The 24,973-nt window shown below is 39.7% G+C and carries 19 protein-coding genes; 7 read left to right on the top strand and 12 right to left on the bottom strand.

Annotated features, from left to right (window positions below; genetic code table 11):
• Positions 1-57 precede the first annotated feature (57 nt).
• On the top strand, positions 58-558 hold the full coding sequence (locus L656_RS0118900) for a lactoylglutathione lyase family protein (protein WP_024600356.1): 501 nt from the start codon (positions 58-60) through the stop codon (positions 556-558).
• A 96-nt stretch (positions 559-654) separates the two neighbouring features.
• On the opposite strand, the gene L656_RS0118905 is transcribed toward L656_RS0118900, so the two are convergent.
• Together L656_RS0118905 and L656_RS0118910 are read right to left on the bottom strand one after the other, a co-directional pair.
• A complete protein-coding gene (locus L656_RS0118905; protein WP_024600357.1) occupies positions 655-1,893 on the bottom strand; it encodes an ABC transporter permease in 1,239 nt (412 codons plus the stop codon).
• Complete coding sequence (locus L656_RS0118910) at positions 1,887-2,597, bottom strand: ABC transporter ATP-binding protein (RefSeq protein WP_024600358.1); 711 nt, start codon at positions 2,595-2,597, stop codon at positions 1,887-1,889. The genes L656_RS0118905 and L656_RS0118910 overlap by 7 nt, the downstream gene beginning before the upstream one ends.
• An 80-nt stretch (positions 2,598-2,677) precedes the next feature.
• Between L656_RS0118910 and L656_RS0118915 the strand changes: the two genes are divergently transcribed.
• A complete protein-coding gene (locus L656_RS0118915; RefSeq protein ID WP_024600359.1) occupies positions 2,678-3,256 on the top strand; it encodes a DUF3299 domain-containing protein in 579 nt (192 codons plus the stop codon).
• Between the two features lies 1 nt (position 3,257).
• Positions 3,258-3,695 (top strand): hypothetical protein, encoded by a 438-nt coding sequence (locus L656_RS0118920; RefSeq protein ID WP_024600360.1) that lies wholly within the window; start codon positions 3,258-3,260, stop codon positions 3,693-3,695.
• 81 nt (positions 3,696-3,776) lie between these two features.
• Here the strand turns inward: L656_RS0118920 and L656_RS0118925 are convergent, their stop codons facing one another.
• The 7 genes from L656_RS0118925 to L656_RS0118965 all read right to left on the bottom strand — a co-directional run bounded on the left by L656_RS0118925 (position 3,777) and on the right by L656_RS0118965 (position 10,147).
• Positions 3,777-3,944, bottom strand: a complete 168-nt coding sequence (locus tag L656_RS0118925) for an SEC-C metal-binding domain-containing protein (protein WP_024600361.1) — start codon at positions 3,942-3,944, stop codon at positions 3,777-3,779.
• A 24-nt stretch (positions 3,945-3,968) separates the two neighbouring features.
• Positions 3,969-5,597, bottom strand: a complete 1,629-nt coding sequence (locus tag L656_RS0118930) for an HAD family acid phosphatase (protein ID WP_029750952.1) — start codon at positions 5,595-5,597, stop codon at positions 3,969-3,971.
• Between the two features lie 111 nt (positions 5,598-5,708).
• Positions 5,709-6,620, bottom strand: a complete 912-nt coding sequence (folE2, locus tag L656_RS0118935; protein WP_024600362.1) for a GTP cyclohydrolase FolE2 — start codon at positions 6,618-6,620, stop codon at positions 5,709-5,711.
• Between the two features lie 17 nt (positions 6,621-6,637).
• The gene (locus L656_RS0118940; protein WP_024600363.1) at positions 6,638-7,972 is read right to left on the bottom strand and encodes a dihydroorotase; all 1,335 of its coding nucleotides are present in this window, start codon (positions 7,970-7,972) and stop codon (positions 6,638-6,640) included.
• A 61-nt stretch (positions 7,973-8,033) separates the two neighbouring features.
• Positions 8,034-8,546, bottom strand: coding sequence for a ZrgA family zinc uptake protein (locus L656_RS0118945; RefSeq protein ID WP_024600364.1), 513 nt, complete (start codon positions 8,544-8,546; stop codon positions 8,034-8,036).
• 686 nt (positions 8,547-9,232) lie between these two features.
• The gene (locus L656_RS1000000123160; RefSeq protein WP_139016072.1) at positions 9,233-9,448 is read right to left on the bottom strand and encodes a hypothetical protein; all 216 of its coding nucleotides are present in this window, start codon (positions 9,446-9,448) and stop codon (positions 9,233-9,235) included.
• Positions 9,449-9,463: 15 nt separating this feature from the next.
• The gene (locus L656_RS0118965) at positions 9,464-10,147 is read right to left on the bottom strand and encodes a hypothetical protein (protein WP_024600366.1); all 684 of its coding nucleotides are present in this window, start codon (positions 10,145-10,147) and stop codon (positions 9,464-9,466) included.
• A 106-nt stretch (positions 10,148-10,253) separates the two neighbouring features.
• Here L656_RS0118965 and L656_RS0118970 point away from each other — a divergent pair, with 106 nt between their 5' ends.
• Positions 10,254-11,129, top strand: coding sequence for a LysR family transcriptional regulator (locus tag L656_RS0118970; protein WP_024600367.1), 876 nt, complete (start codon positions 10,254-10,256; stop codon positions 11,127-11,129).
• Positions 11,130-11,170: 41 nt separating this feature from the next.
• Here L656_RS0118970 and L656_RS0118975 read toward each other — a convergent pair whose 3' ends face one another.
• Together L656_RS0118975 and L656_RS0118980 are read right to left on the bottom strand one after the other, a co-directional pair.
• On the bottom strand, positions 11,171-12,739 hold the full coding sequence (locus tag L656_RS0118975; protein ID WP_446727585.1) for a sensor domain-containing diguanylate cyclase: 1,569 nt from the start codon (positions 12,737-12,739) through the stop codon (positions 11,171-11,173).
• A gap of 460 nt (positions 12,740-13,199) precedes the next feature.
• Positions 13,200-17,054: a S8 family serine peptidase gene (locus L656_RS0118980; protein WP_024600369.1), complete on the bottom strand. Its 3,855-nt coding sequence runs from the start codon at positions 17,052-17,054 to the stop codon at positions 13,200-13,202.
• Between the two features lie 919 nt (positions 17,055-17,973).
• Between L656_RS0118980 and L656_RS0118985 the strand changes: the two genes are divergently transcribed.
• The 3 genes from L656_RS0118985 to L656_RS0118995 all read left to right on the top strand — a co-directional run bounded on the left by L656_RS0118985 (position 17,974) and on the right by L656_RS0118995 (position 22,694).
• Positions 17,974-19,785 (top strand): glycoside hydrolase family 3 protein, encoded by a 1,812-nt coding sequence (locus L656_RS0118985; protein ID WP_024600370.1) that lies wholly within the window; start codon positions 17,974-17,976, stop codon positions 19,783-19,785.
• Position 19,786: 1 nt separating this feature from the next.
• A complete protein-coding gene (locus L656_RS0118990; RefSeq protein WP_024600371.1) occupies positions 19,787-20,521 on the top strand; it encodes a 5-oxoprolinase subunit PxpA in 735 nt (244 codons plus the stop codon).
• A gap of 154 nt (positions 20,522-20,675) precedes the next feature.
• Entirely contained in the window at positions 20,676-22,694 is a 2,019-nt protein-coding gene (locus L656_RS0118995; protein ID WP_024600372.1) for a S9 family peptidase, read from the top strand.
• A 526-nt stretch (positions 22,695-23,220) separates the two neighbouring features.
• Here the strand turns inward: L656_RS0118995 and L656_RS0119000 are convergent.
• Complete coding sequence (locus L656_RS0119000; protein WP_024600373.1) at positions 23,221-24,807, bottom strand: isocitrate lyase; 1,587 nt, start codon at positions 24,805-24,807, stop codon at positions 23,221-23,223.
• Positions 24,808-24,973 lie beyond the last annotated feature (166 nt).

Genomic DNA, 24,973 nt, shown 5'->3' on the forward strand with positions numbered 1-24,973 from the left:
GTAAACTAACTCCATCAACTAGTCACAAGATAAGTCACACGTTAAAGAGGAAGCATTATGAGTCATACATATCCACGTAATTTTTCGCACATTGGTATTTCGGTTCCCGACGTTGAAAAAGCAGTCGAGTTTTATACTAAGGTTATGGGTTGGTACACCATAATGGAACCCACTTTAATTACCGAAGACAAAAGCCCAATTGGCGAAATGTGCACAGAAGTATTTGGCGAAAAGTGGGAAAAATTTAAAATTGCGCATCTATCTACAGGTGATCGTATTGGTGTCGAAATTTTCGAATTTAAAAACCAAGAAAACCCAAAAGACAATTTTGAATACTGGAAAACAGGCATCTTTCATTTTTGTGTTCAAGACCCCGATGTAGAAGGCTTAGCTGAGCGTATTGTAGAAGCTGGCGGTAAAAAACGTATGCAAGCCCCTCGTTATTACTACCCAGGTGAAAAGCCGTACCGCATGATCTACATGGAAGACCCGTTTGGTAACATCCTTGAAATTTACAGCCACAGCTACGAGCTTATTTACAGCGCAGGCGCTTATTAAGTCGTACTTAGCTTAAAGCATTTAGCTAAAAACAAAGGCCGCTGTATTTATTACTGCGGCCTTTTTGTTTATTACACGATTAAATTTTAAAAAGCGTTAACTTTTAGCGCCAAGCGAGCTATGCAGGGCATTTTTATAAGCCTCATATGCGGGTATGGCTGAGGTAATAATAGCGGCAACAGTAATAACGGTTATTACTTTTAGGGTTTCTACATTAAGCATGTTTGCATTTAAAAATAAGCCGTACGTGGCGCCTAGCCAATCTCCTAAAAGCCATATAGTTAAACTTAGCAAAGTCGTTGCGGCAGCGCTTGCCAGTATTACTAAAATTAAGGCCTCTACTAGTACTAAGCTAAAAATAGCGCTTGGCCCTGCGCCCAATACACGTAGCACGGCAATTTCGTTTTTACGCTGTGCCATGGAGGCAAGCAACATGGTTGATAAGCCAAATAACGACGATACCAATACCAAAATACCAATAACGCGTAATAGGTTTTCAACGGTTGCCATCATTTGCCAAAGCTCGGTCATGGCAACACCGGGTAACACAGCCATTAACCTGTCGGCTTTATAGTTGTTTATATCGCGCTGTAATTTAAAGGTAGAAAACTTAGACTTTAAACCCAGCATTACTGCGGTAATGCTCTCGGGTGTGGTGTTTACCGAGTCTACATTGTTAAGTAATTTAGCTTGTTTTGCCGGTGATAAATGTATGGCCTCAATGGCGTTTAAGCTGACATGTATGGTTTTATCAACAGGCGTACCTGTGGGGCTAAGTATGCCTTTTATAATAAAGGGAGTGTTTTCGTGATGGGTAAAGCTCGTGTTACCAATACCATGAGCAATCACTACGCTGTCGCCAATTTTATAACTAAGCTTTTTGGCTACATCGGCCCCTATCACCGCTTCAAATAATGTATTAAATGGCTGGCCGCTATTAAAAGTAAGTGGTTGTTTGGTGCCGTATTTAAAGTGTTCAAAGTAGCTATTATTAGTGCCCATTACTCTAAAGCTACGGTGCGAGTCGCCAAGCGAAATAGGGATTGCCCATTTTACTAACGAGCTGCTCTTTAAGGTTTCATAGCTTTTATAATTAATATTACTGGTGGGGCTACCCATTCTAAATACCGAGTAAAGCAGCAGATTTAACTGCCCACTAGGTGCGCCTACTATCATATCTACATCTGAAATGGTTCTGTTAAAGCTCTCTTTGGCTTGCTGGCGAATATGCTCAACACTTAACAGCACGCTTATACTTATAAGTAATGATAAAAACGTAAGTATGACCGATTTGCGCCTACTGGCTAAGCTGCTCCACGCTAACGATACTAGCATTTGTTACACTCCTCTTTTAAAAGCGAAGTTACATCAACACTTAACTTAAAAAATTGTTGTAAGTGCATGTCGTGACTTACAAATACAAGCGTTATGCTGTGCTGCTTACATAAATCAATTAGTAAGGCTATAAATGCATCGCGCGATGCGGCGTCTAATGCCGAGGTGGGTTCGTCAACTAATAACAGTTTAGGTTTATTTATTAAAGCGCGGGCAATAGCCACACGCTGCTGCTGGCCAACACTTAATGTATTTGCTGCTTTTTGCAAAATAGTCGTAGGTAATTTGAGCGCTAAAAGCAGAGCGTTCGCCTCTTGCTCTATTTTCGTATTGCCTGTTTTTGCAAAGTAGCTAGCTAGTTGAATGTTTTTTAACACACTTAAGTACGGTATTAAATTAAATTGCTGAAACACCACACCAATGTTCTGTGCTCTAAATTTATCGCGCTTTTTTGATGAAAGCGTTGAAAATGCTTGCTCAAGCAAGTTTATATCGCCACTTTGCGATGTGAGCACGCCTGCTAATAAATTAAGTAATGTAGTTTTACCTGAGCCAGATTCGCCGTGTAAAAATACCTGCTCCCCCTGTTTTACTTGCCAGTTAGGAATATAAAACGAGGTTTTGTCGGCTTTGTGGTACTTATAGCTAAGTTGGTTAATATGTATAGCTAAGGGAGTAGAGGCCGAATAAATTGTATTAGGCAAAGATAAGACTCCTATGGTTTGATAAGTGTTGATATGTTATAACGTTTTTAGTTAAGCAATAAGCTAATTGAGATGAAAATATGTCAAAAAATGTAACTAACATGGTTGCTTGGTGTGTTATTGCCTTGACCAGTTTAGTATTTACTTGTGAGTCAGCGGCTCAAAGTAAAAGCTACGAAGAAATAGAGTGGATTCAGTTAATGCCTAAAGATGATTTAGACGCATTACTTAATCCACCGGAGTATTTAACCGAAATTGAAGATGGCTCAGAGCAAGACACACTAGATAGCCTAGACGCCAAGCCGTTCGAAAACGAGCAAGGCAAACGCTATCAGCAAGCATTAAGCTCCGCACGAGTGATTGAAAGCTATAACAATAAGCATATTCGTGTGCCTGGCTTTATAGTGCCGCTTGAATCAGAAGAAGGTAAGCGCATTAGTGAGTTTTTTGTAGTGCCTTATTTTGGGGCGTGTTTGCATATGCCGCCACCACCGCCAAACCAAATAATTTACGTTAAATTTGAACAAGGCGTTGAGCTTGAAAGCCTATACGACGCATTTTGGTTTGAAGGAAAAATAACAATAAATACCGTAGAAAACGAATTAGGTAGATCGGCTTACGAGCTCAAGTTAGACCGAGTTTTACCGTACGAGGAATAATATGAATAAAAAATATCTGCTCTGCTCATTAATATTAGCAAGTGCATCTGTTGGCGTTAATGCGTGCGAGTTTCACTCTGGGGTTGGCTTAAATCAGTTTCATCCGTTTGCTCGTCAAAACTTTCAGACTCCTATATTTGAGCGTTTTTCTGTAAAGCACGCTAAACAAGTGCAAGTAAATGTTGGTGATACAAGCACAGCTAATTTTAGCTACTTGGTGCCAAAACGTTACAGCGCGGTAAGTGTTAAATTTGTAGCGCCACAAGGTATTAAACTTACCGGCGAGCCTTCAATATTATTAGAGCGTACACGCGGAATACACAGCTTAAAATACGTTGCTAATAAATCCGGTAAATCAGAAATTCTGGTTCAAATAAGCGGCTTTTTAAATACAAAACCTTTCACGCTAGAGCAAAAAATAGAAGTGACAGCGAGTTAAATACGCTGAGCTTAGAAATTTATAGGGCTAACATTGCGTAGCCCTATTTTTTAGTTCTAAATTAAAAATGATAAGTGCACTTTATTCGTTTTTACCACAACACTTTTTATATTTACGCCCGTTGCCGCATACACACGGATCGTTTCGACCTAGTTTAGGCGTGCCACGGGTTATTGGGCTTTGCGGTGGCGGGCAGCAACTTGTATTAGTGCAGCTAGAACTGGTTGGTACAGGCGATTTATTTGTCATGTTATATTCCTTTTTTAGTCGTGTTTACCACGATCCATACATAGGGTTTGGTAGTAAAAATAAAGACTTACCAAGTTTTGGTTGCAGCGCTTCTATATTGGCCGATTCTTGCGTGATGCCGCTAAAGTCTTCTATGTTATCCCCCACCTGAAACTTTATAACCTGCGGTTGTTTCCAGTTATTTTGCATACCTTTTGGTGCAAAACAATCGGCGCTGCCTTGCGTTATTTGTTGGCGGCGAAGATCTTTATCGTTAATAAAGTGTTTGCCATCTACAGCGGTTTTATCGGCCTCTGAGCGGCCCATTAAACAGGTGTTTTCAACTGTTATAGGTAAGCCAACTGCTTTAAGGTTATTCCATGTGTGTACATCGTTTGCTTTATCGCGGTTAGTAACCAGTGCTACTTTGCCGCCTTGCTTGTAAAGCGCTTCTATAAACGATTTAGCACCAGGTACTAGCGTTGCGTTTTCGCTTTTTACCCAGGCTTGCCACGTATTTGGGGTATAACCTTCACCGCTCAGTTCGGTTTGTTTTTGATAGGCAGAGTTATCAAGCACGGTTTCATCAACATCCATCACTGCAACCCAGTTAGTTGCAGAGCGTGGTAATTGCGTAACCGCAGTTTGAGCTTGCTGATACATATAAGTTGTTAATGCCTGATACTCTTTACTGGTTGTTTGCCATAAAACCGAGGCTGATAGCGCATTTTCGTTATCTGTAATTGAAACTGATACCGCACAATGGTCACTTAGCATGGCTTCATCATCCATATTTTTATATTTATGGCCTTGGGCTGATTTTGCGATGTTTTTAGCATCCATTTTACCCACAATTATATGATCGATAGGTGCAGGGTAACGTGCTTGGCAACCAATTAGATTGTTGGTAGTAATGCTCGTTGAGCGCTCATTACTTAATAAAGTGCGTGTTAATTGGTTATAAGGTGCAGAAATTCGATGGTTAAAATCACCCAGAACAATGTATGGCGTATTTGTAGCTTCTCGTTTTGCTATCCAGTTATCAAGAATAGGTACTTGCTGGGCGTAGGTTTTACACGCAGGTGAGTCGCTTTTAAGATAGTCATCTACAAAGCAGCCGCTTTTCATGTGTACGTTAAGTATATCGGTTGGGCCGTTTGGAGTATTAACCGTTATTTGTAAGCCGTAGCGTAGCCCTGCTCTTTTTAAAGCTAATTTATCTATGGCAGCAGTATTGAGTACAGGTATTGCTTTTTTTACTGCAAAGGCTACTTTTTGCTGAGTTGATAAAGCTCCTGTTTTTCTGCACGTATAGGCTTTACTGTCTGCTCGGGTAGACATAATAAGTTGCCAGTCGTCTTCAGAAAATATTTGCTGTAAGGCCGCTTTAGATCCCACTTCTTGTAGCGCAATAATATCGGCGCCTAAGTTTTTTGCATACGCTTTCATTGCTGCTATTTCGCTTGGTGTTCGTGTTCTACAGCCTGTATCGATTGGATAAGCAAGGTGCTCTACGTTCCATGTTGCCACCTTTAATGGCTGCGATACACTTTGCAAGGAAGTAACAACCTCACTATTTGGTGAACTCTCCACTACTTTTGTAGGAATAGTTGATGTACAGCCAATACTTAGCGTTGCTACACAGGTAATAGTTAATAAACTAAACGCATTCATTTTTTATGTCCTTTGGATTATTTTTGTTGCTGCTATTACTTGCGACTCATGAAGACTCTTCGTCAAGTATACAGTGCCTTATTTGTTAAATGTTCGCTGTTAATTAACGTCCTATTGTGGGAATTTTTGGTCGTACACCACGGCGTTGTGTGCGTGTAGGCTTTCTTGGTGTTCAACTTTAAAGTTGTAGTCGTAAATATTCGTTTTTTGTTCAAGGGCGTGCTTTAGCCTGCGCGCTGCATCTTCACAAAAAAGTAGGTTTTCGGCGTTTAATTTGGCAAAGGCTTGCTCGTCTTCTCGTTTTACCGCGGTTTGTACTGGCGTCCCTATAGCGTCTTCCATTTGTGTAATGAGAGAGGGTAAATCGGGGAGTTGTTTACCTTTTATACTCATATTTATATACGCATACGAGCGTTGGCTATGCGGTGTAGCTACACTGCCTTGCTGCGATGTGAGCCACTCTAATAGGGCGTTTTTATCAAGCTGCTGCTCTGTAAATTGCTCTGCTACGGCATCACTTAACGCTTGCCTTGAAAGCGCAGCCGAGCACGGGCAAGTGCTCGAATAAGGAATTGTTAGGCTAAGTGCTGTATTAATGACTCCATCAGTAATAGTTTTGCTAATAGCCACCGGATACGCCTGAAACCCAAATTGATTTGATAAAAGCGCCGGCTTATTTATTATAAGTTCAAAGGCTAAATCTATTTTTGCACTTAAGCTTAAGCCTTGCTGAGAGCTAAGTATGTTTTCAAGTAGTGTTGTTAAAACTTGGCCATTTAGTGGCTTATTAGCCAGTTGTTCATTAAGCAATAAATACAAACGCGACATATGTATGCCTTTTGCATTTGCTTTATCAAGGCTAACAAATATGCCTGCTTTGGCGTGAGTATGTAGTTGCTCACCTTTGTTATTTAAAATATGTAACGGCAGCGAAACCCCTTCCATACCGACCCATTGTAATGGACGCGCATTAAGAGAATTAGGCTGCGAAGTAATATCGGGTAAATGGCTTTTGGCATTCATAAATTTAAATATTCCGGTTAACGATTAAAAACAAGAGGCATAGCAGGTTTACTTGGCTTAGTGACCGTTTTGCCATCGTAAAGACGCTCGCCATTAACCCAGGTGCTCACTATTTTTGAGCAAAACTCAACACTATCAAAAGGTGTCCAGCCACATAAGTAGCGGCAAGAGTCGTGGCTAACTTTTGTGGTTTGCTGTGTACTTACCAGCACTAGGTCGGCGTAGTAGCCCTCTTTTATAAAGCCTCGTTTATTTATACAAAAACGCAGCGCTGGGTTATGCGCGGTTTTTTCTACTACTTGTTCAATGCTTAAACGGTTGTGTTTTACATGTTCAAGTAAGCTTAAAAGTGCGTGCTCTACTAAGGGCAAGCCTGCTGGCGCGTTAACATAATCGGTTTGTTTTTCTTGCCATGTATGCGGGGCGTGATCGGTGGCAATAATATCTATTTGGTTATTTTTAACCGCGTTTATAAGCGCATCGCGATCGGTTTTAGCTTTTATGGCAGGGTTACATTTTATTAAGTTGCCTAAGGCTTCGTAATCTTGCTCGCTAAAATATAAATGGTGTACACAGGCTTCTGCGGTAATGCTTTTATTGGCTATATCGCCTTTTGTAAATAAGCTCAGCTCTTTTTCGGTGGTTATGTGCAATACATGCAATTGCGCATTGTATTTTTTAGCAAGCGACACCGCATACGACGATGAGGCATAACAAGCCTGGGCATCACGAATTTTTGGATGATCGGTAATGTTAGGCACAATGCCTTGTTGCTCATAGCGCTGATTGTTTTTACTAATTACTTTACCATCTTCGCAATGGGTAACTATAAGCACAGGGCATTCACGAAATATCCCCTCAAGTGCTTGTGGGTTCTCTACTAATAAATTACCAGTTGATGCGCCCATAAAGACTTTTACGCCACATACTTTTTTGGGGTCGAGCGCTTTTATATCATCTAAATTATGCTCGGTTGCACCAAGATAAAAAGAGTAATTGGCATAAGAATGCTGCTCGGCTATGGCGTATTTTTCTTCAAGCGCAGCTTTGTTTGTGGTTGAAGGATTAACGTTAGGCATTTCCATATAACTTGTTATTCCGCCGGCAACTGCAGCGCGTGATTCAGTTAATATAGATCCTTTATGGGTAAGCCCCGGCTCTCTAAAATGCACTTGGTCATCTATCATGCCCGGCAGTAAGTACGCACCTTGCGCGTAAATTACGTCATCGTTTTCGCTCGGGGTGATATTAGGGGCAATACACTCAATAAATTGGTTGGTAATGCGTACATCAGCACGTTGCGTTTTACCTTCGTTAACTATTTGGGCATTTTTTATTAGTTGACTTTTCATGCTTACGGCTCTTATTTAGTCAGCAATTTATGTTTAATAGGTGTGAGTTGGCGGCTAAATATTAGCTTTGCCAGCTTATTAGAGGATTACTGCGCGTTACCTCTGTTGAGCCTTGGCCCGTATTACTAATCCATTGCACGTTAAGCGCATTCAGCGAAGGCATTAAGTTAAACAGCGTGACCGAAAAGCCTATAACGGGTGTTTTGCAGTTAAAATTGTAGGTGGCTTCAACATTATGATGATCGTGCTCATCGTGCTCATCGTGCTCACTGTGGCTGTGAGCAAGTGAGTTTTCGGTGCTTTGTAAAATACACTGCCCTTTAATATCAATAGCGTGGCTACTATTTTTTAATTGCTGAGCAAGCACGTTAATGGCATTTTTATCAGATGAGCTTGCAGCTTGGTGCTCAAAACCTAGCGCATCAGCAGCAGGAATAATAAACTGCATTTGCAGCAAGCTACCCTCTTGAGCAATAAGTAACTCACCTTCTCCATGCACATGCTTTTGCGCATGAGCACTAAAGCCCAGCCCTAATAGCAGGGCAACGCTCAGCCCTTTTTTAAACGTTTTCATAAGCTAACCCTTATTAAAAATAGAGCTAAATACATCAATTGTTATAATATAACATACTGGTCATGTCCTAAAAAGATAATAATTAAGGGCGTTTAACTAGTTATTAAAAGGGGTTACAGAATCAACGCGCTCTAATGTTTAAAAAGCTTTGTTGTTAAACGTGGGTGTTAAAGGCTCGTAATTACGGAAATAAGTTTAGTTGTCAAAATTGATTAATAGGATTCAATTAAATTTGCCAGCAGTGTATGTACCAGTGTAGGTCGGATAAGCGAAGCGCCATCCGACACAGTAAAATACCTTGCCAATTATTATCAACGTTTTATGTTGTCGAGTGGTTGAACTCACAGCTGATAACGGCCTATCAATTGTAGTTATGAGCAACTCATCAAAACATTAAGCTCAATTCTCAGCTACTACACATCACGCTTTAACATTTTTAAATACTGCTCAATGCCTATATTTTCGGCATCAACGGCACCATAGCCCGGAAATTGCATCAACCATTCACTGCCAATACCTACTAAACTTTGATGCCATGGGCCATTTTGCGCTGTTATGGAAGGTGCTGGCGTATGTGTATTTGCTGCGAGTGTATCAAGCGGCGTTGCTGTGAGTGGGCCTTGTGCCCAATCTTTTATAATATCAGTTGTTGGTGTAGTGGTTTGTACGCCAAAAAGCCTAACTAATTACGCTCGACAATGTGTGATTAAATCTTCATTACGGATGCGCTTTAGCTCGCTTGCGGGTATGTCAATAAAGCCAAATAATGCAGCTTGACTCACTGGGTTTGATGCATTACGTTTTTTGCCATTGACCCAACGCTTATGCGAGCACTGCTCGGTGTCGCTTGCTCGCGCCAAAATGGTGTGTTGTGTACGGCAATATTTAACATTAGCTGTCATTGTATATAGGGTTATTTATAGGTTAACTGCAAAATCGCGAGTTTCTAAATAGCTTGGTACACTTTTAAAACAGGCCTCTAGCTTATTTTTAAGCGCAGTCGTTACTGGCGCATCACACCTTAACTTGCCATTATATTTCCCGTTAATTAGTGATACTAAACTGAGTGAGTCATAGCTTGGTTTACTTTGTATTTTATGAATTACCACCCCCTGCCCTGCTGATACCTTTATTAAATCAAACTCTGCTTTTACGGGTTGTGTAATAGCGAGTTTTTTTACATATAACGGGTTTTTAAAAGTCAGCTTTGTCGAAAACAGGGCCGTACCTCCACGTTCAAAATGACCATTAAACACAGTGGTATTTAAAATGGGTGTCTTCTTCTTTATTAATAAGTTTAGGTTAAACTTACTTGGTAAAATAGTGATCTGGCTTTGCTCGTTTGCTGCTTTTCTTAAAGCATCTTTGATTATTTTTAAGTGGGTATCACTTGTAGTTACTTCATACACTATTTGGTAGTCGTGGGGAGTGGCATATAAAGGCATGTGACTGGCAAGCACTTTATCGTTTGCTAATATAAGCGCCATGCCGTGAAGCCCTACATAGCTGTGGCTCTTATGCGTATTTTGTGAATTGTGTAGGGGAGTGTTTGCTAAAACTGTTGTTGAAAACAAAATAAAAAATAACAGTATGTGTTTCATGTTTATGCTCCAAATTAATATAGCGCTACTATAAGCTGATTTTTATGTATAAATAATCGATAATAAGTTGTTAGTTGTTTCCTTTTAATCAATACGGTTTGGCGCTATGTATTTAGATGACATTGAAAAAGTAATTCACGTGGCGGGTTCGCAAAACCTGCACACAACCGCTAAGCATTTTAATGTTACCGCTGGTGCGCTTTCTAAAACCCTAAAAAAAGTTGAGGCAAGCTTAGCCACTAAACTATTCAATCGTGTGGGTAAAACCTTAGTACTTAATGATAAAGGCAAAGAGTTTGTTAAGCACAGTAGCGATTTAGTTCATAACTACCAACAGCTCACTAGCCGCTTTAAAAGCGATAATCATAAATTTAATGCAGTAATTGCAGGCCCTGCTATTTTACTTAAAAGTGGTTTAAAGAGGCTGCTTACACCACTTAGCCACCTGCCCTGCTCGGTACGAATAAATAATGTGTTTGAGGGCGAAGCCATAAGCCAAGTGGCGTCGGGAGCTGCGCATATTGCGCTGGTTACTCGCGAGGCATTAAATAACAGCCAGCATACTAACTTAGTGGCAGTTGACGTATTTAATACAGGGTTTAGTGTAGCAGCGGCACGCACTCATAATTTAGTACAAAAAAAGTTATTAGCTCTTAGTAAAAGCGAGTTTGCGCAATCAGCTTTTGCTTGTCCGCTGTTTTCACCCCTGTGCGGTTTAGAGCAAGGTATTGGTTCTGATGGTTGGCAAGATGAAATGGCTGAACGTAATATTGTCTTCAGGTGTAGCGACTACAGTGCTCTCATTGAGGTAGTACAAAGTGGTTTAGCACTTGCGTATTTACCAGACTTTGTGATTGATGATTTAGCACTTACAAAAATAACTGTAAAGGGGGTTAACAGTCACTATAGCGAAGGCATAGTAGTGATTTACAAACCATCAGCAGCAGATGGCTGGCTTAATAAACTGATGCACTCTCTGTAAAGTATTTATCAATTTGAGTTCAATGCAAAGTTAAGCTGCGCTTAGCTAATATCAGCCACTACACATTGGTTACGACCATGCTCTTTAGCATGGTAAAGCGCTTTATCGGCACATTTATATACTTGGGCAATATCAGTACTATGCACGGGCCAGGTCGCAATGCCTATAGAAATAGTGATGTTACCTATAGTGTCCATCTCCGTCGATTCCACTGTTTTACGTAAGCGCTCAGCAATTTTAAAGGCGCTTTGGCTATTTTCATTAGGTAGTACAAGGACAAACTCTTCACCGCCGATTCTCGATACTATATCGTCTCTTCTTGATAGTTTTTTAATTATATTTGTTAGCGAAACTAAAGTTTCGTCACCTTTGTCATGTCCAAAAGTATCGTTAACGCGTTTAAAAAAATCGATATCAATTTCTAATATAGCGAATGGGGTTTGCTTTAGTGTTAGTTGGTTAAGTAGGCCGTTTAAGCTTCTTCTGTTATGCGTATCTGTTAAAGGGTCTGTTTGTGAGTCATGGCGCAGCACACCTATTTGGGCTTGTAATAATGCAACTTCTCTTAACATAGCTAACTTCAGTTTCTGACTTTCAAAATACCACGACTTCACATTTTTAAGTTTTTCTAAGCTTGAAGGATCGTCGAGTGTATTTGCGTTATCGGCTAAGCGTTTTAGTGGCCTCGCTATGAAATGTGCAAATAAGCCAATAAAAATAAACGTGACTAATGCCATCGGTATTGTTTGCTTAACCACTTCAATGGTTAATGTATCAAGGGAGGAGAGTGTTGATTTTAAAGGTCTCTGTGCCACTATTCCCCAATTAGATAAAGTAACAGGTGCATAGCCTGCGAGCATTGGCTTGCTTAAGCTATTAATAACTGTTGAAGTGCCCATTTCGCCACTTACAACAGCGTCAATCACAGAGTTGTTAGCAATAACGTTGCCGATTCTGGCAGGTTCTGGGTGATATAAAATGCGCTTATTTGAGCTAACAACATAAAGATATGAGCCACCTTTGTAGTAATGTTGTTCTAAAAGCTCATTTAAAATGTTTTTCTCTTTTAAATAAAGAGAGCCACCAATATAACCTAAATACTTACCTTCAAAATCAAACAAAGGGTGCGATATAAAAACAATTAAATTATTAGCTGCTGACAAATAAGGCTCACTAATTAATGGACGTTTTTCTTTTAGGGCTTCTATTGCACCTGGAGACTGTATTTGTTGACCTATTATACTTTCTAAACGAGGTGATGTAGCTGCAATAACGCCGTGTACATTTATCACAACAGAGTTAAAACTATCAGTTTGCTGATTTAAGCGAATGGCTTCATCGTTTAATAATTTGGAGTTATTTGGTGATTGCTCAATAATTTTAGCCGAGTATTCAAGCTGCTGAAGCGCAGATTTTAAAAAGTTATCGGTTGTGGAGGCTAGTTTTTGAGCATAGGCTAAATTACTTTTTAGTGTATATGATGTTAACTGCTCTTTTTGAACCTGATAGGTAGAATAAAAACTCCCTACCAATGTGCTCAATGCTGCAGATAATGCGAGTAGCAATATAAGCAATCTTAAGTTTAAAGCGGGTAGTAATTTATATAGCAAAGCAGCATCCCAAAGCACTAAAATTCAGCGCGTATTATACGAAGTTAAGTATTATACCCGTTTAAGTGTTTTTAATTAAGTTGGTTTGTTTAATTTAATAAACGTGTTGCTTTCTCTTACTTATTGCATGCTTTAGTGTATTTGTTACTAATAACAATGCGGCTGAGTTGAGTACTTCATAGTGCACGATTTCTTAATTGAAAAGTCAATTATTGAGGATAAATTGAAGTAGGTACCTAGTATAATGCAGAGACTACACCGCTTCAGCATCATCTTTTATAAGTAAAACTATTAAGCCCATTAAGCGGGTGAACCAGAGTTATGCTCTGGAAAACTGAGTGTGCTTTAATCTGAATGCCCGGTAAGGCTAGGAAATAAAAAGACCCCCAATAGTGGGTATGTCCAACTATTGGGGGTCACTTCAGCTTAATAGCTTTTTATTAATAGTAAGCTTTTAATCCTACGAATTATTCTTTCTGCGTCGTACAAACAATAATGGTGTAAACAATGCCATTAACCAACCAAATGAACCACTATCACCTTTGTTTTTTGTGATATTTGCGGTTGCTACTGTAATGTCTGAGTTTCCGTTTCCATCACTAACTTCTAATTGGAAAGAAATTACTTCATCAGTAGACACTTTTGGTGCTTCAAAGCTGATTGATGAACCAGTAGCCGTTAAGCTAACAATGCTTCCTGATAACTGTTTCCAAGAGTAAGTTAATTCATCATTATTAGCATCGCTAGAGCTAGAAGCATCCATAGTTACAGTCGTACCTTCTCGTGCACTTGATACATCTGGTACAGAAGCTATAGGAGCAACTTGAATAACACCAAAGCTATAAGTCGATTCAACTGTACTACCGTCAATCGTATTTGTTAATACTAGCTCTTTATCAGTTCCTGATTGTCTAGGAATTAAATCAAAGCCTACTGACATTGTTTTCGTTGAATCTCCCGCTACGCGAGTAATAGTCCACTCAGCTATGTTGTCAGTAATAACACCATCGTTATCAGCGTTAGCTATTTCTTGCCCTTCTGTAACCATTGCTTTTAATGTATAGACCTTATCTGCATTGGTAAAGTTTGGCTCAATATCAAAGCTAACTGCATATGCATCACCAGGCACCAATTCTTGGCTCGAAGCTGCAATTTCAGGTGACACAGTTTCAGTTACTTCATCGTCTGTGAATGATACTGTTAAAGGAATTTGTACCTCTGTAGAGTCAGTACCTGATTTTAATGATAGTAATGAGCTACTATTCACATTTTCTGACCATGCAACTGTTAGGTCAAATGAACCATTACTTTCGTCAACGGTTGCACTTACAATCTCACTTTTAGATTCGTCATTTGTTAAGATTGATACTGCACTAATCACAACTTCATCTGTTGCACCTGGTGCTGAGGCAGTAAAACTGTCTGCCACAATGTAATAAGTATCAGCAGGTAAGTTAAGGAAAGTAACTGACTCATTTGAGTTTGGACCCGCACTGCGACCAATAGTATTAAACTCACCATCTAAAACGCGTAAATCTACATCCGGAGCAGTTACTGATGAAGTACTAAACACAACATTTGGTACAACCTCATCAAACGTTACTACTATAAAGTTAAAATCTTCATCTTCAACTTCTACTGTTTGTGGTTCAACCAAGTTAGAGCTTTTATCAAACACACCAACACTAATATCAGTTAAGCTCTTCGACGTTAAATCTGTGAAGGTATAAGTACCACTTGAACGAGATGCAATTACTGACAACGATTCAGGTAGGTTACTTTCAGAGACTTGAACTGAAATAGGTAAATGCGCATCAGGTAAGCCAGCTGACGTTAGTAAAAGACTACCAAAGTTCCACTTATCTGCTTCAGATGTACTCACATCCGCTGTAACTGTGATCGTTTGTGTTTCGCCCGCTTTAATATCAAAACTTGTAGGTGAAACAGTTAGCGACATGCTGTCAGATGTTGATATTGAAGCCGCAGTCCAGTTTGCATCTTTTGTTGCAGTAAATGTACGAGTCCAAGTACATGTATCAATACATTGTGTATTTGTCATTGATGGAATATTTAGCGATAAAGGGACACCACCCGTTGCAGGGTTTGCCTTCATGTAGTTACCAAACGTTTCGTCCATGATCAGACCTGTATTAGTCGCTAAATTAACGCGAATACTACCTGAGCCCATATCAAATACATCTGCTGGTGTTATGCCATCTTCTTTACGTACATCAGTCGTTGCCGTCATCATTAGTGCTGAACGAATATTATCTGGTGTCCATGTAGGATGTGCAGACTTTAATACCGCACCGGCACCAGATGTATGAGGTGCTGACATTGATGTACCTTGCAAAAAGGCGAAATCAGCTGGAGAGGTTGCTGTTACGTCATTACCAAAATCTTGGTCATTATAAGCTGCGTAAATTGATACACCTGGTGCAGTTACAGAAGGTGTCATAATATCTGCAGTAGTGCTGTTAGGACCGCGAGATGAGAAGTCAGCCATGTCGTCAGCTTGACCAACAACTAAAGTAATTGCAGGGTCAATAGAAATTGTAGTATCTGAAGTTGAAGCTAATTCAGCTAGTAAATCTTTACCAGAATTCTCAGAGATAGCAACAGATGGAATAGTTGTCGCTTCTAATCCTGACATAGTAAGGCGTACATCGCCATCCGTGTTGTTATAAACAATAACAGCAGTTGCACCCGCATCAGCAGCATTTGTTACTTTATTTGAGAATGAACATGCACCACGACTAATTACAGCAACCGCATCTTTAAACGAATCAGCAGCAAATGCATTACAGCCTTCAAAATTGCTTGCATCAACTGACATTGCCGTAATAGGTAAAGCAGTTACAACTTCAGAAAATACAGGGCCTGTGCCATTTGAAAATGCAAAAGCTTCGTCGTTAAATGTAACAAAGCTATCTAATGTTCTACCATGCGTAGAAGCACCTACAACAGTATACCAAGGCGCATTTTTTGACGTTGTGTATGCTTCTGGGCCATCGTTACCAGCAGATACGGCAGAGAATATACCGGCTTCTTGTGCGGCTAAAAAACCAAGCTCAGTAGAACTCGCCCAAGGGTTACCACCACCACTAATTGAATAGTTTAAAACATCTACTCCATCAGCAACTGCATCATCCAAAGCTGCAACAATAGCTGCACTAGGACAACCTGTGTACTTATCACCTGTATTACCGGGGCTACAAATTTGATAAGCAACAATATTTGCATGGGGTGCTACACCTGAAATTTGCTCAAACGAAAACGCTTCGTTTACGATACCATCACTTTCAAGCTTTCCAGAATCTCCAGTCACTAAAGGAACATTTTTTAAAATATTACCACCTGCAGTACTTGCAGTGTGGGAACCATGGCCGCCATAATCTTCACCATTTTTAGCTGGCGGTGTAGTGCCAAAAACTTCTACATCGTCATAGTTATCAGTAACACTTGCATACGAGCGAACGCCAATTAGTTTATCGTTACATAGCTCAACAAAATCAGCTGCACAATCACCTACGTAATTACCTGCACCCCAAGGGTTAGTGTGATCGTATCCATCGCCACCAATGTCTGCAAACGAATCATGGTCTGTGTTTACACCACTATCGATTACACCAATGATAACGCCTTCACCCATATTAGTGGCTGAATTACCTTCGCCTTGCCATACTTGAGTTGCACCAATATGAATAGGACCCGTATCTGTATCCATTGTTTCCATACGTTCGCGTTCAATATAATCAACGCCATCTAAAGCAGCTAACTTTACAGCTTGCTCTTGAGTTAAGCGCATAGCAACACCGTTGAATGCATTTTTATATTTATATACAACGTTTGCTTGTTTACCCAATGAAAGGCGAGCAGTTGAAAGGAAATTTTGTTGTTTATCTTCAAGGTAGTTAGCATACTGAATAGCATCAGTTGATTTAGTATCTAAACGTAGCTGATTACGTACTTCTTGTGAGCTCATTTTACTATTAGCAAGTGATGAAAAAAGCTCTTTCTTCGCTATTTTAGGATTTGTTGCAGCAAAACCAACCACACTACCATCGTAAGTAGCTAACGGAAGATCTGCAAGGCGTACAATATAAGTATATTCGCCAGGTGCTAAATTAGGCTCAACAACAATTTTCTTTGCTGCTTTAGTAATACGGGTAGGTGAAGTTGATGGTAGCTTCGTTTTCTCTACTGCAGATTTTGTAAGTGCTATTTTTTGTTGAACACTACTTCCACCGGCTACAGAGCTTAAAGATACAGTTAATAAAGCTGCTGAAACAGCTAATGCTACTTGGGTCTTCACTGAATACTCCTTGCGCTTTTTTTAGCGCATGTAATTATTATTTTTGATGATTGATTTAAAAATTAAAGTGAATTTAAATTAAAATAAATAAAGTCGCCTAGAAAGATAACATCTGTCATTAAAATGTAAATGTAGTGTGTATTTGGTTTCTCGATAGTTTGTGACTAATGTAGCTACCGCAGAGAAAATGGTAGTGAGTAAATAGACTGTAAAAATATTTTAAAAAAGTAAATATATCTTTTTTCTACTTTTTTGTTTATTGATTTATAAGAATTTTTACTTAATGTTGAATATATTTTAAATCACTAACCGCACTAAATTAGTTACTATCATTATGTGTTTAGCAAGTTAATTGGGCTTTACATTCGTTTACATATTTCTTTATGTTTGATTCAACACGATTTATGTAACAAACTTCATAAACTCGATTGAAACTCTATTTATAAAAACTGTATATATTAATGATGAGGCGTTTAGGCTGTATGTTTACGAACCTTTAGAGTTTAACTATAAAAGAATTAGGGCGTGATTAAATCGCGAAGCGAGATCTATGATCTAGCTAGCTCGGTAGATGCCTCCTATACCTGTGCTCTATACTTAATGTGAGCAATAGAAATTAATTACTATAAAACAAGTCATTCCAAAAACTCGTACTGTGCGCCTATAAAAATTACTAAAATAATGTACCCGTAATTTATAATAGTTCAGGTTTGATTGACTTAAGATCATATATGTATAAATAAGATAATAAATACACACCTTAAGCATCTATTAAGCTTGTAAAAACACTTAGAGTACTGCTTTGCAGTTGCTTTAAAAAGTAGTTAAGCTGCGTACACTTATCTACTTTTTAGCTTTGGAGTGTGTTTTGCTAAATAAGTGTATTGTATCGTCTATTGTTTTTATATCTGGGTGCTTAATGCCATTACAATCCTCGTTTGCTAAACCCGTGTTTTCTCTTGAACAACAGCTTGGCCAAAAGCTAATACTCGACTTTCGTTATTTTTGTCAGCATGGTGCGAGCAGTAAATGCCGAATACCAATGACCGAGTTACCTAATGAGCTTAGTACCGCTATTGCTAAATACGATATTGGTGGAGTTATTTTATTTTCTGAAAATACCCAATCGATAGAACAAACTATTACGCTTAATAGCCAATTGCAAACAGCTGCAAGTAGGTCCAGTAGTAAGCTGCCGCTATTTATATCAATAGATCAAGAAGGCGGACGTGTAGCGCGTTTACCACGCGATGTTGCTACATCATTTACCGGTAATATGTCGATTGGCGCAACCTACAAAAAGCACGGTACGAGCTTTGCGACAAAAACAGCAACTGTTATCGCTAAAGAGCTAAATTCACTGGGTATCAATGTAAACTACGCGCCCACGGTTGATGTAAATATGAATCCCGACAACCCCGTTATCAACGTACGCTCATTTGGTGAAAACCCAGCATTAGTGAGTAAATTAGGTGCTGCACAGGTAGCAGGATTTGAGAACAACGGTGTTATTACCTCGTTAAAGCACTTCCCGGGCCACGGCGATACAAACGTAGATAGCCATACAGGTTTGCCTAAAGTAAACCATGCAAAAGAAGTTATTTACGAGCAAGACCTAGCACCGTTTAAACACATTATCGCCAAGCAAAACCCCGGCATGATAATGACGGCGCATATTCAATACCCAGCGCTCGATAGCACAACGTTTGTAAGTGTTAATGGCAAAACCATGATAAAACCGGCAACAATGTCGCGCGCAATCATTACTGATATTTTACGCGGTGAGCTTAATTACCAAGGTGTTGTAGTAACTGATGCGCTTGATATGGCTGGCATTAGTAACTTTTTTACACCAACTCAAGCGGTAATAAATACATTTTCAGCTGGGGCTGACATTGCCCTAATGCCCGTTGAAATTAGAACACCCGATGACTTAAATAAGCTCGATGACCTTATTAAAGAGCTTGTTGCAGCGGTTAAATCAAAACAACTTGATGAGCAAGAAATAGCACAATCTGCGATGCGTATTACCTCTCTTAAAAATAAATTTAGATTAAGCACTAATTTTGACCCTATTACCGCGCTTACTGAAGCTAAGCAGGTTATTGGCAGTGCAGCACATCGTGAAATAGAAGCGCAGCTTGCTGTAGAGGCAATAACGCAGGTTAAAAATAATAACAGTACTTTGCCGCTTAATTTAAAAGCAGGAAGTAATGTTCATATTATTATGCCCGATACGCGTAAATGTATGGCAATGCAGCAAGCGATTGAAGCTATCAGCCAGCAAAAATACACCTATAGCTGTAGTAGCTTACAAGGGTTCGACCCTGCACTCGCAAAAGCACAAATACATGCTGCTGATGTAGTTATAGCCGGCAATGCAACACCTAATCAAAGTGCGGTAGAAATTGGCGGTATGGATGATTTAAAAGACGATCCTAATTTTGCACTTAATAATGCAGAGCAACCAAAAGCACTTGAGTCATTATTAAATATGGCAAAAGAAGAAAACAAAAGCACTGTTTTTATAAGCCTAAGAGCGCCTTACGACATTGCTAAATTTGGCAATTATGCAAATGCTGTACTTGCATCTTACGCATATAATATTGATGTAGATAAAAACGATATTGTGTCTGGTCCCGCTTTTACCGCACTTGCAAAAGTGTTACTAGGAGAAGCACCGGCTAACGGCGTATTACCTGTCACAATAAAACCGCAAAAGGCGCACTAATATGAAACTCAATTGTGATTTAGGCGAAAGCTTTGGCGCGTGGAAAATGGGGCTAGACGATGACGTTATGCCACATATTGATATGGCTAATATTGCGTGTGGGTTCCATGCAGGTGATGCCGACGTAATGACAAACACTCTTGTACTTGCCAAGCAACATAACGTACAAATTGGTGCTCACCCAAGCTACCCAGATAAGCAAGGCTTTGGTAGGCGCTCAATGGTACTTAGCGAAAAAGAGCTTACAAATTGCCTGCATTATCAAATAGCCGCTATTGAGGGCATGGCTAAAGTGCAAGGTTTAACACTTAGCTATGTTAAACCGCATGGCGCACTTTATAACGACATGATGGCTGATGAGCAAATATTACAAACCGTTATAAATGCAATTGCCAGCTACCCAATAGATTTAAAACTAATGGTTTTAGCGACTAAAAATGCCAATAAGCACATTCAAATAGCTAAAAGCTCAGGAGTTGAGTTAATACTAGAGGCCTTTGCAGATAGGCAGTACACCGACGATGGGCATTTAGTGTCGCGAACACTTGAAGGCAGCGTTCACAACAAAGCCGCATTACTAGAGCAAGTAACTCAGCTTTTATCCGATGGTAGTGTAACAACACGAACAGGAAAAAAACTAACGCTCAACGCCCATAGCTTATGTGTACATGGCGACAACGCCGATGGCATATCACTTATAAAAGATATAAAAGCCCTGTGTAACTCAGCCAATTAGGCTTTCCACACAACCTTAAATTATAAGCTGTAAAGCCCCTTTACAGCTTTAACTCATAGAGTTAAATAAGAGCTTCATCGCATCCTACTGTTAATTTAATAATCCCTAACATATAACTACTTAGAAAATTAAAAAAGTAACAACAGGGATAAAAATGAAAAAGTTTTTAACACTTAGCCTCGTTTTAGGCTGTAGCAATTTAGCCTACGCTGAAAAAAATACACTACAACTGCAAGATGTATTTAATTTAGAATATGCCAATCAAATAGATATAACCGAAGACGGTAAAACGGTTTATTTTGTGCGTAATCGCATGGATATAAAAACAGATCGTAAAGTGGGGAATATTTGGTCTGTTGATTACAAAACCAAACAAATGCAGCCATTAACCTCTGGCGTGCACATGGATTACTCGCCAGTACTCTCTCCTGATGGCCAACGCCTTGCGTTTATATCAACCCGCGATGGCAGCAGCCAAATATATATTAAATGGCTTAAAACAGGTGCTATGGCAAAAATAAGTAACTTAACAAGTAGTGCTCGTGTGATTACATGGAGCCCTGATTCCAACCAATTAATATTTAGCATGTTTGTTCCAAGCGCTAATTCAGTACCAGTGAGCTTACCAGGTAAACCAAAAGGTGCAACGTGGGCAGAGCCTGCTAAATTTATTGATGATGTTTACTACCGTTCAGATGGTGGCGGTTACACACAAAAGGGCTTTAGCCAATTATTTTCCATAGATGCTAACGGTGGTAATGCCAAACAACTCACTCATGATGAGTTTGATAACGCGGGCGATGTAAGTTTTAGCAACGATGGTAAGTCGCTTTATTTTTCTGCAAACAGGCACACAAACAACCAACTAAAACCCACAAACAGTGAAATTTATAAACTCGATTTAGCTTCGCAAAATATAACAGAAATTACCGATAGAAATGGTCCTGACGAGCAGCCTAAAATCTCTCCCGATGGTCGTTACTTAGCGTACACAGGTTACGATGATAAACGCACTAACTACGAAAACGCTCAGCTTTATATTCGTGATTTAAAATCTGGAGAGACAGTTAGCTTAACGCCGAATTTTGACCGCAGCGTAGGGCAAATAAAATGGAGTGCAAACTCCAAAGGCATATACTTTAGCTATGCAGATAAAGGCCAAACTGCCCTTGCGTATCAACCACGCAGTGGCAAGCGTAAAATAATAACAACCCAAATTGGCAGCGTTGCATTTGGTCGCCCTTATTCTGGTGGCGACTTTGATGTAAGCGAAGATGGCGAAGTAGCCTTTACCCTTGCCGATACTCAGCGCCCTGCTGATATAGCAACAATTAAACGCGGTAAAGCGCAGCGTTTAACTACCCTTAATGCAGATGCATTGGGCGACAAAGCTTTGGCTAAAGTGGAAGAAGTTTGGATTAAATCAAGCTACGATGAACTCCCTGTTCAAGGATGGATTGCCTATCCGCCAGGTTTTGACAGCAGCAAAAAGTATCCGCTAATACTAGAAATACACGGCGGCCCTGTCGCTAATTATGGGCCGCATTTTAGCGCCGAAATTCAGTTGTTTGCAGCAAAGGGAAATATCGTTTTATACATGAATCCACGTGGCAGCGATTCATACGGAAAAGAATTTGCTCAAACCATTCATCATAATTACCCAAGTAACGACTTTGACGATTTAATGACAGGTGTAGATGCCCTTATTGCAAAAGGTTTTATTGACGAGTCTAAATTATTTGTAACAGGAGGCTCTGGTGGTGGTGTACTAACAGCTTGGATTGTAGGTCACACAGATCGCTTTGCCGCAGCCGTTGTTGCTAAACCCGTTATTAATTGGATCAGCTTTGTACTAACAGCAGATTTTTATCCATTTTTTGCTGATTACTGGTTTCCAGGTAAACCATGGGATCATATTGAGCACTACATGAAACGCTCGCCTATTAGCTATGTTGGTAACGTTAAAACCCCTACTATGTTGCTCACTGGGGAATCTGACTACCGTACACCAATTTCAGAAACTGAGCAGTTTTATCAGGCATTAAAGCTACAAGGTGTTGATACTGCAATGGTGCGTATTCCCAATGCATCGCATGGTATTACAACCCGCCCATCAAACTTAATGACCAAAGTTGCCTATATTCAATGGTGGTTTGATAAACACACTAAATAAACTCTGGGTAATAAATTTATAGCTCAAATAAAAGCCACTTTAGTTAAGTGGCTTTTGTATTTACCGCCGTAGTATTCAAACTGTAAACCCCCTTTACACTTCTATGACAGTTAAATATCGGACTTAGCTAAAACTTCAGTTAGTAAAATTTCGGTTTATAGCATTTTTTGTAACTTGAGTTGGTAAAAAATCGGTTTGAGTCACTGTTTATAACCTCTCAGTTAGTAAAATTTTGTTTTATAGCAACGAGAAGTTAGTAAAAAATCGGTTTATAAATTATCTTCGTTTGCCTATTAAAGTAAAAATCAGTCACTTATCCGCTTTTTTTAGTTGCCGTAAACGCTAATTACAGCAAAATCACCTAAAAAAGGTTGTTTTATGAAACGTTAGTTAAACTCTGATCTGTAGATTCACTAAGGTAGTTAAATAGTGATCCAATATGATTTAGTTAGTTAAAGTCTGATCTAAAAATTAAAGCAATAAAAAAGGGCCTATTGGCCCTTGAGTAACACTATCTAGTTAGGAATTAAAACTGGTTCATGGTGTTATCTTCACCACCGGCTTTTAGCGCGTTATCACCAGAGAAGTATTCTTTGTGCGTATCGCCCATGTTAGACCCTGCTAGGTCTTGGTGCTTAACAGAAGCTTGCTCACGACGAATTTCTTGGCGTTGTACATCACGTACATAAGCCAGCATACCCATGTCGCCAAAGTAACCTTCTGATAAAATATCAGTGCTCAGCGCTGCTGTATGGTACGTAGGCAGAGTAATTAAGTGATGGAAAATACCGGCTTCACGTGCGCCATCGCGCTGGAAGTTTTGCACTAGTAAATCGGCTGCTTGCGCAAGCTCTGTTGCATCCATTTCTGGCGCCATAAGGCCTTTATTATCACCAATACTTGGGTAAGCACTAAGGTCAAGACCTGCTTCTTCCCACTCTTGATACACTTGCTCACGAAACTTAAGCGTCCAGTTAAATGAAGGCGAGTTGTTGTATACCAATTTTGCATTTGGCACGTGTTCTTTCACACGATTTACCAGTTCAGCAATTTGCTTAACATGTGGTTTTTCTGTTTCAATCCACAGTAAATCTGCGCCCGACTGCAAGCTCGTAATACAATCTAGTACTACACGGTCTTTTTCAGTGCCTTCACGGAATTGGAATAAACCGTTATCTAGGCGAGTTGGTTTACATAACTGGCCATTAATTTTCATCGCCGTGTCGCCTTCATTTAAGTCATCAACACCATTAATTGGTGTGGTTTCTAAAAATGCATTGTATTGGCTTGCTAAGTCACCTGGTTTTTGCGACACAGGTACTTTTTGAGTAAGGCTGGCACCTAATGAATCTGTACGTGCCACAATAATACCGTTATCGATACCGAGTTCTAAAAAGGCGTAACGTACAGCGTTAATTTTTGCTAAAAAGTCTTCGTGTGGAACGGTCACTTTACCCGCTTGGTGGCCACATTGTTTAGCATCAGATACTTGGTTTTCTATTTGAATGGCACACGCACCGGCTTCAATCATTTTTTTAGCTAGTAAGTAAGTTGCTTCTTCATTACCAAAACCTGCGTCAATATCAGCAATAATTGGCACAACATGGGTTTCAAAGTTGTCTATTTTATCAATAACAGCTTGAACGTCACCGCCATTCGCTTTTGCTGCATCTAAGTCGTTAAACAAGTGGTCTAGTTCACGTGCATCAGCTTGCTTTAAAAAGGTGTAAATTTCTTCAATTAGCGCAGGTACCGATGTTTTTTCGTGCATGCTTTGATCCGGTAGCGGACCAAATGCAGAGCGAAGTGCTGCAACCATCCAGCCACTTAAGTATACATAGCTGCGTTTAGTTGTTTTTTGATGGCGCTTAATAGCCATCATCATTTGTTGCGCAGTAAAACCATGCCAACACCCTAAAGATTGTGTGTACTGGCTTNCAGCCATATCTTCACGCATTACGTCTGCTGTGTATTGCGCAATTTCAATTCCTGTACGAAAACGGTTTTGTAAACGCATACGGCTTGCGTATTCAGGGTTAATAGCACCCCACGCGCTGCCTTGTGATTGGCAAAGAGTAGAGAGTGTGTCTGTTTCGCGTTGATATGTTGTCATAATAAAATCCTTCGAACGAGTGTAAATTATTTTAATGTTGTGAGAGTGGCTAGGAGTGTGTGCTCCGTTTCGCTTGATTCAACATTAGGCTCCTTTTCTAGATTTAGTTAATTTATAGTTGTTATTGTGGCTATATATTTTGTGAATGGCTAAAAAGCACTCAACA

Origin of the sequence: Pseudoalteromonas sp. TAE56, from assembly GCF_000497955.1 — a bacterium.
In the GTDB taxonomy this organism is placed as follows: domain Bacteria; phylum Pseudomonadota; class Gammaproteobacteria; order Enterobacterales; family Alteromonadaceae; genus Pseudoalteromonas.

Excerpts from the sequence above, each read along its gene's own strand:
- L656_RS1000000123160 (WP_139016072.1), bottom strand. The coding sequence starts at position 9,448 with ATGACAGCTAATGTTAAATATTGCCGTACACAACACACCATTTTGGCG.
- L656_RS0118985 (WP_024600370.1), top strand. The coding sequence starts at position 17,974 with ATGCCATTACAATCCTCGTTTGCTAAACCCGTGTTTTCTCTTGAACAA.
- L656_RS0118945 (WP_024600364.1), bottom strand. The coding sequence starts at position 8,546 with ATGAAAACGTTTAAAAAAGGGCTGAGCGTTGCCCTGCTATTAGGGCTG.
- L656_RS0118970 (WP_024600367.1), top strand. The coding sequence starts at position 10,254 with ATGTATTTAGATGACATTGAAAAAGTAATTCACGTGGCGGGTTCGCAA.
- folE2 (WP_024600362.1), bottom strand. The coding sequence starts at position 6,620 with ATGAATGCCAAAAGCCATTTACCCGATATTACTTCGCAGCCTAATTCT.
- L656_RS0118995 (WP_024600372.1), top strand. The coding sequence starts at position 20,676 with ATGAAAAAGTTTTTAACACTTAGCCTCGTTTTAGGCTGTAGCAATTTA.
- L656_RS0118925 (WP_024600361.1), bottom strand. The coding sequence starts at position 3,944 with ATGACAAATAAATCGCCTGTACCAACCAGTTCTAGCTGCACTAATACA.
- L656_RS0118930 (WP_029750952.1), bottom strand. The coding sequence starts at position 5,597 with ATGAATGCGTTTAGTTTATTAACTATTACCTGTGTAGCAACGCTAAGT.
- L656_RS0118900 (WP_024600356.1), top strand. The coding sequence starts at position 58 with ATGAGTCATACATATCCACGTAATTTTTCGCACATTGGTATTTCGGTT.
- L656_RS0118965 (WP_024600366.1), bottom strand. The coding sequence starts at position 10,147 with ATGAAACACATACTGTTATTTTTTATTTTGTTTTCAACAACAGTTTTA.
- L656_RS0118915 (WP_024600359.1), top strand. The coding sequence starts at position 2,678 with ATGTCAAAAAATGTAACTAACATGGTTGCTTGGTGTGTTATTGCCTTG.
- L656_RS0118990 (WP_024600371.1), top strand. The coding sequence starts at position 19,787 with ATGAAACTCAATTGTGATTTAGGCGAAAGCTTTGGCGCGTGGAAAATG.
- L656_RS0118920 (WP_024600360.1), top strand. The coding sequence starts at position 3,258 with ATGAATAAAAAATATCTGCTCTGCTCATTAATATTAGCAAGTGCATCT.
- L656_RS0118940 (WP_024600363.1), bottom strand. The coding sequence starts at position 7,972 with ATGAAAAGTCAACTAATAAAAAATGCCCAAATAGTTAACGAAGGTAAA.
- L656_RS0118905 (WP_024600357.1), bottom strand. The coding sequence starts at position 1,893 with ATGCTAGTATCGTTAGCGTGGAGCAGCTTAGCCAGTAGGCGCAAATCG.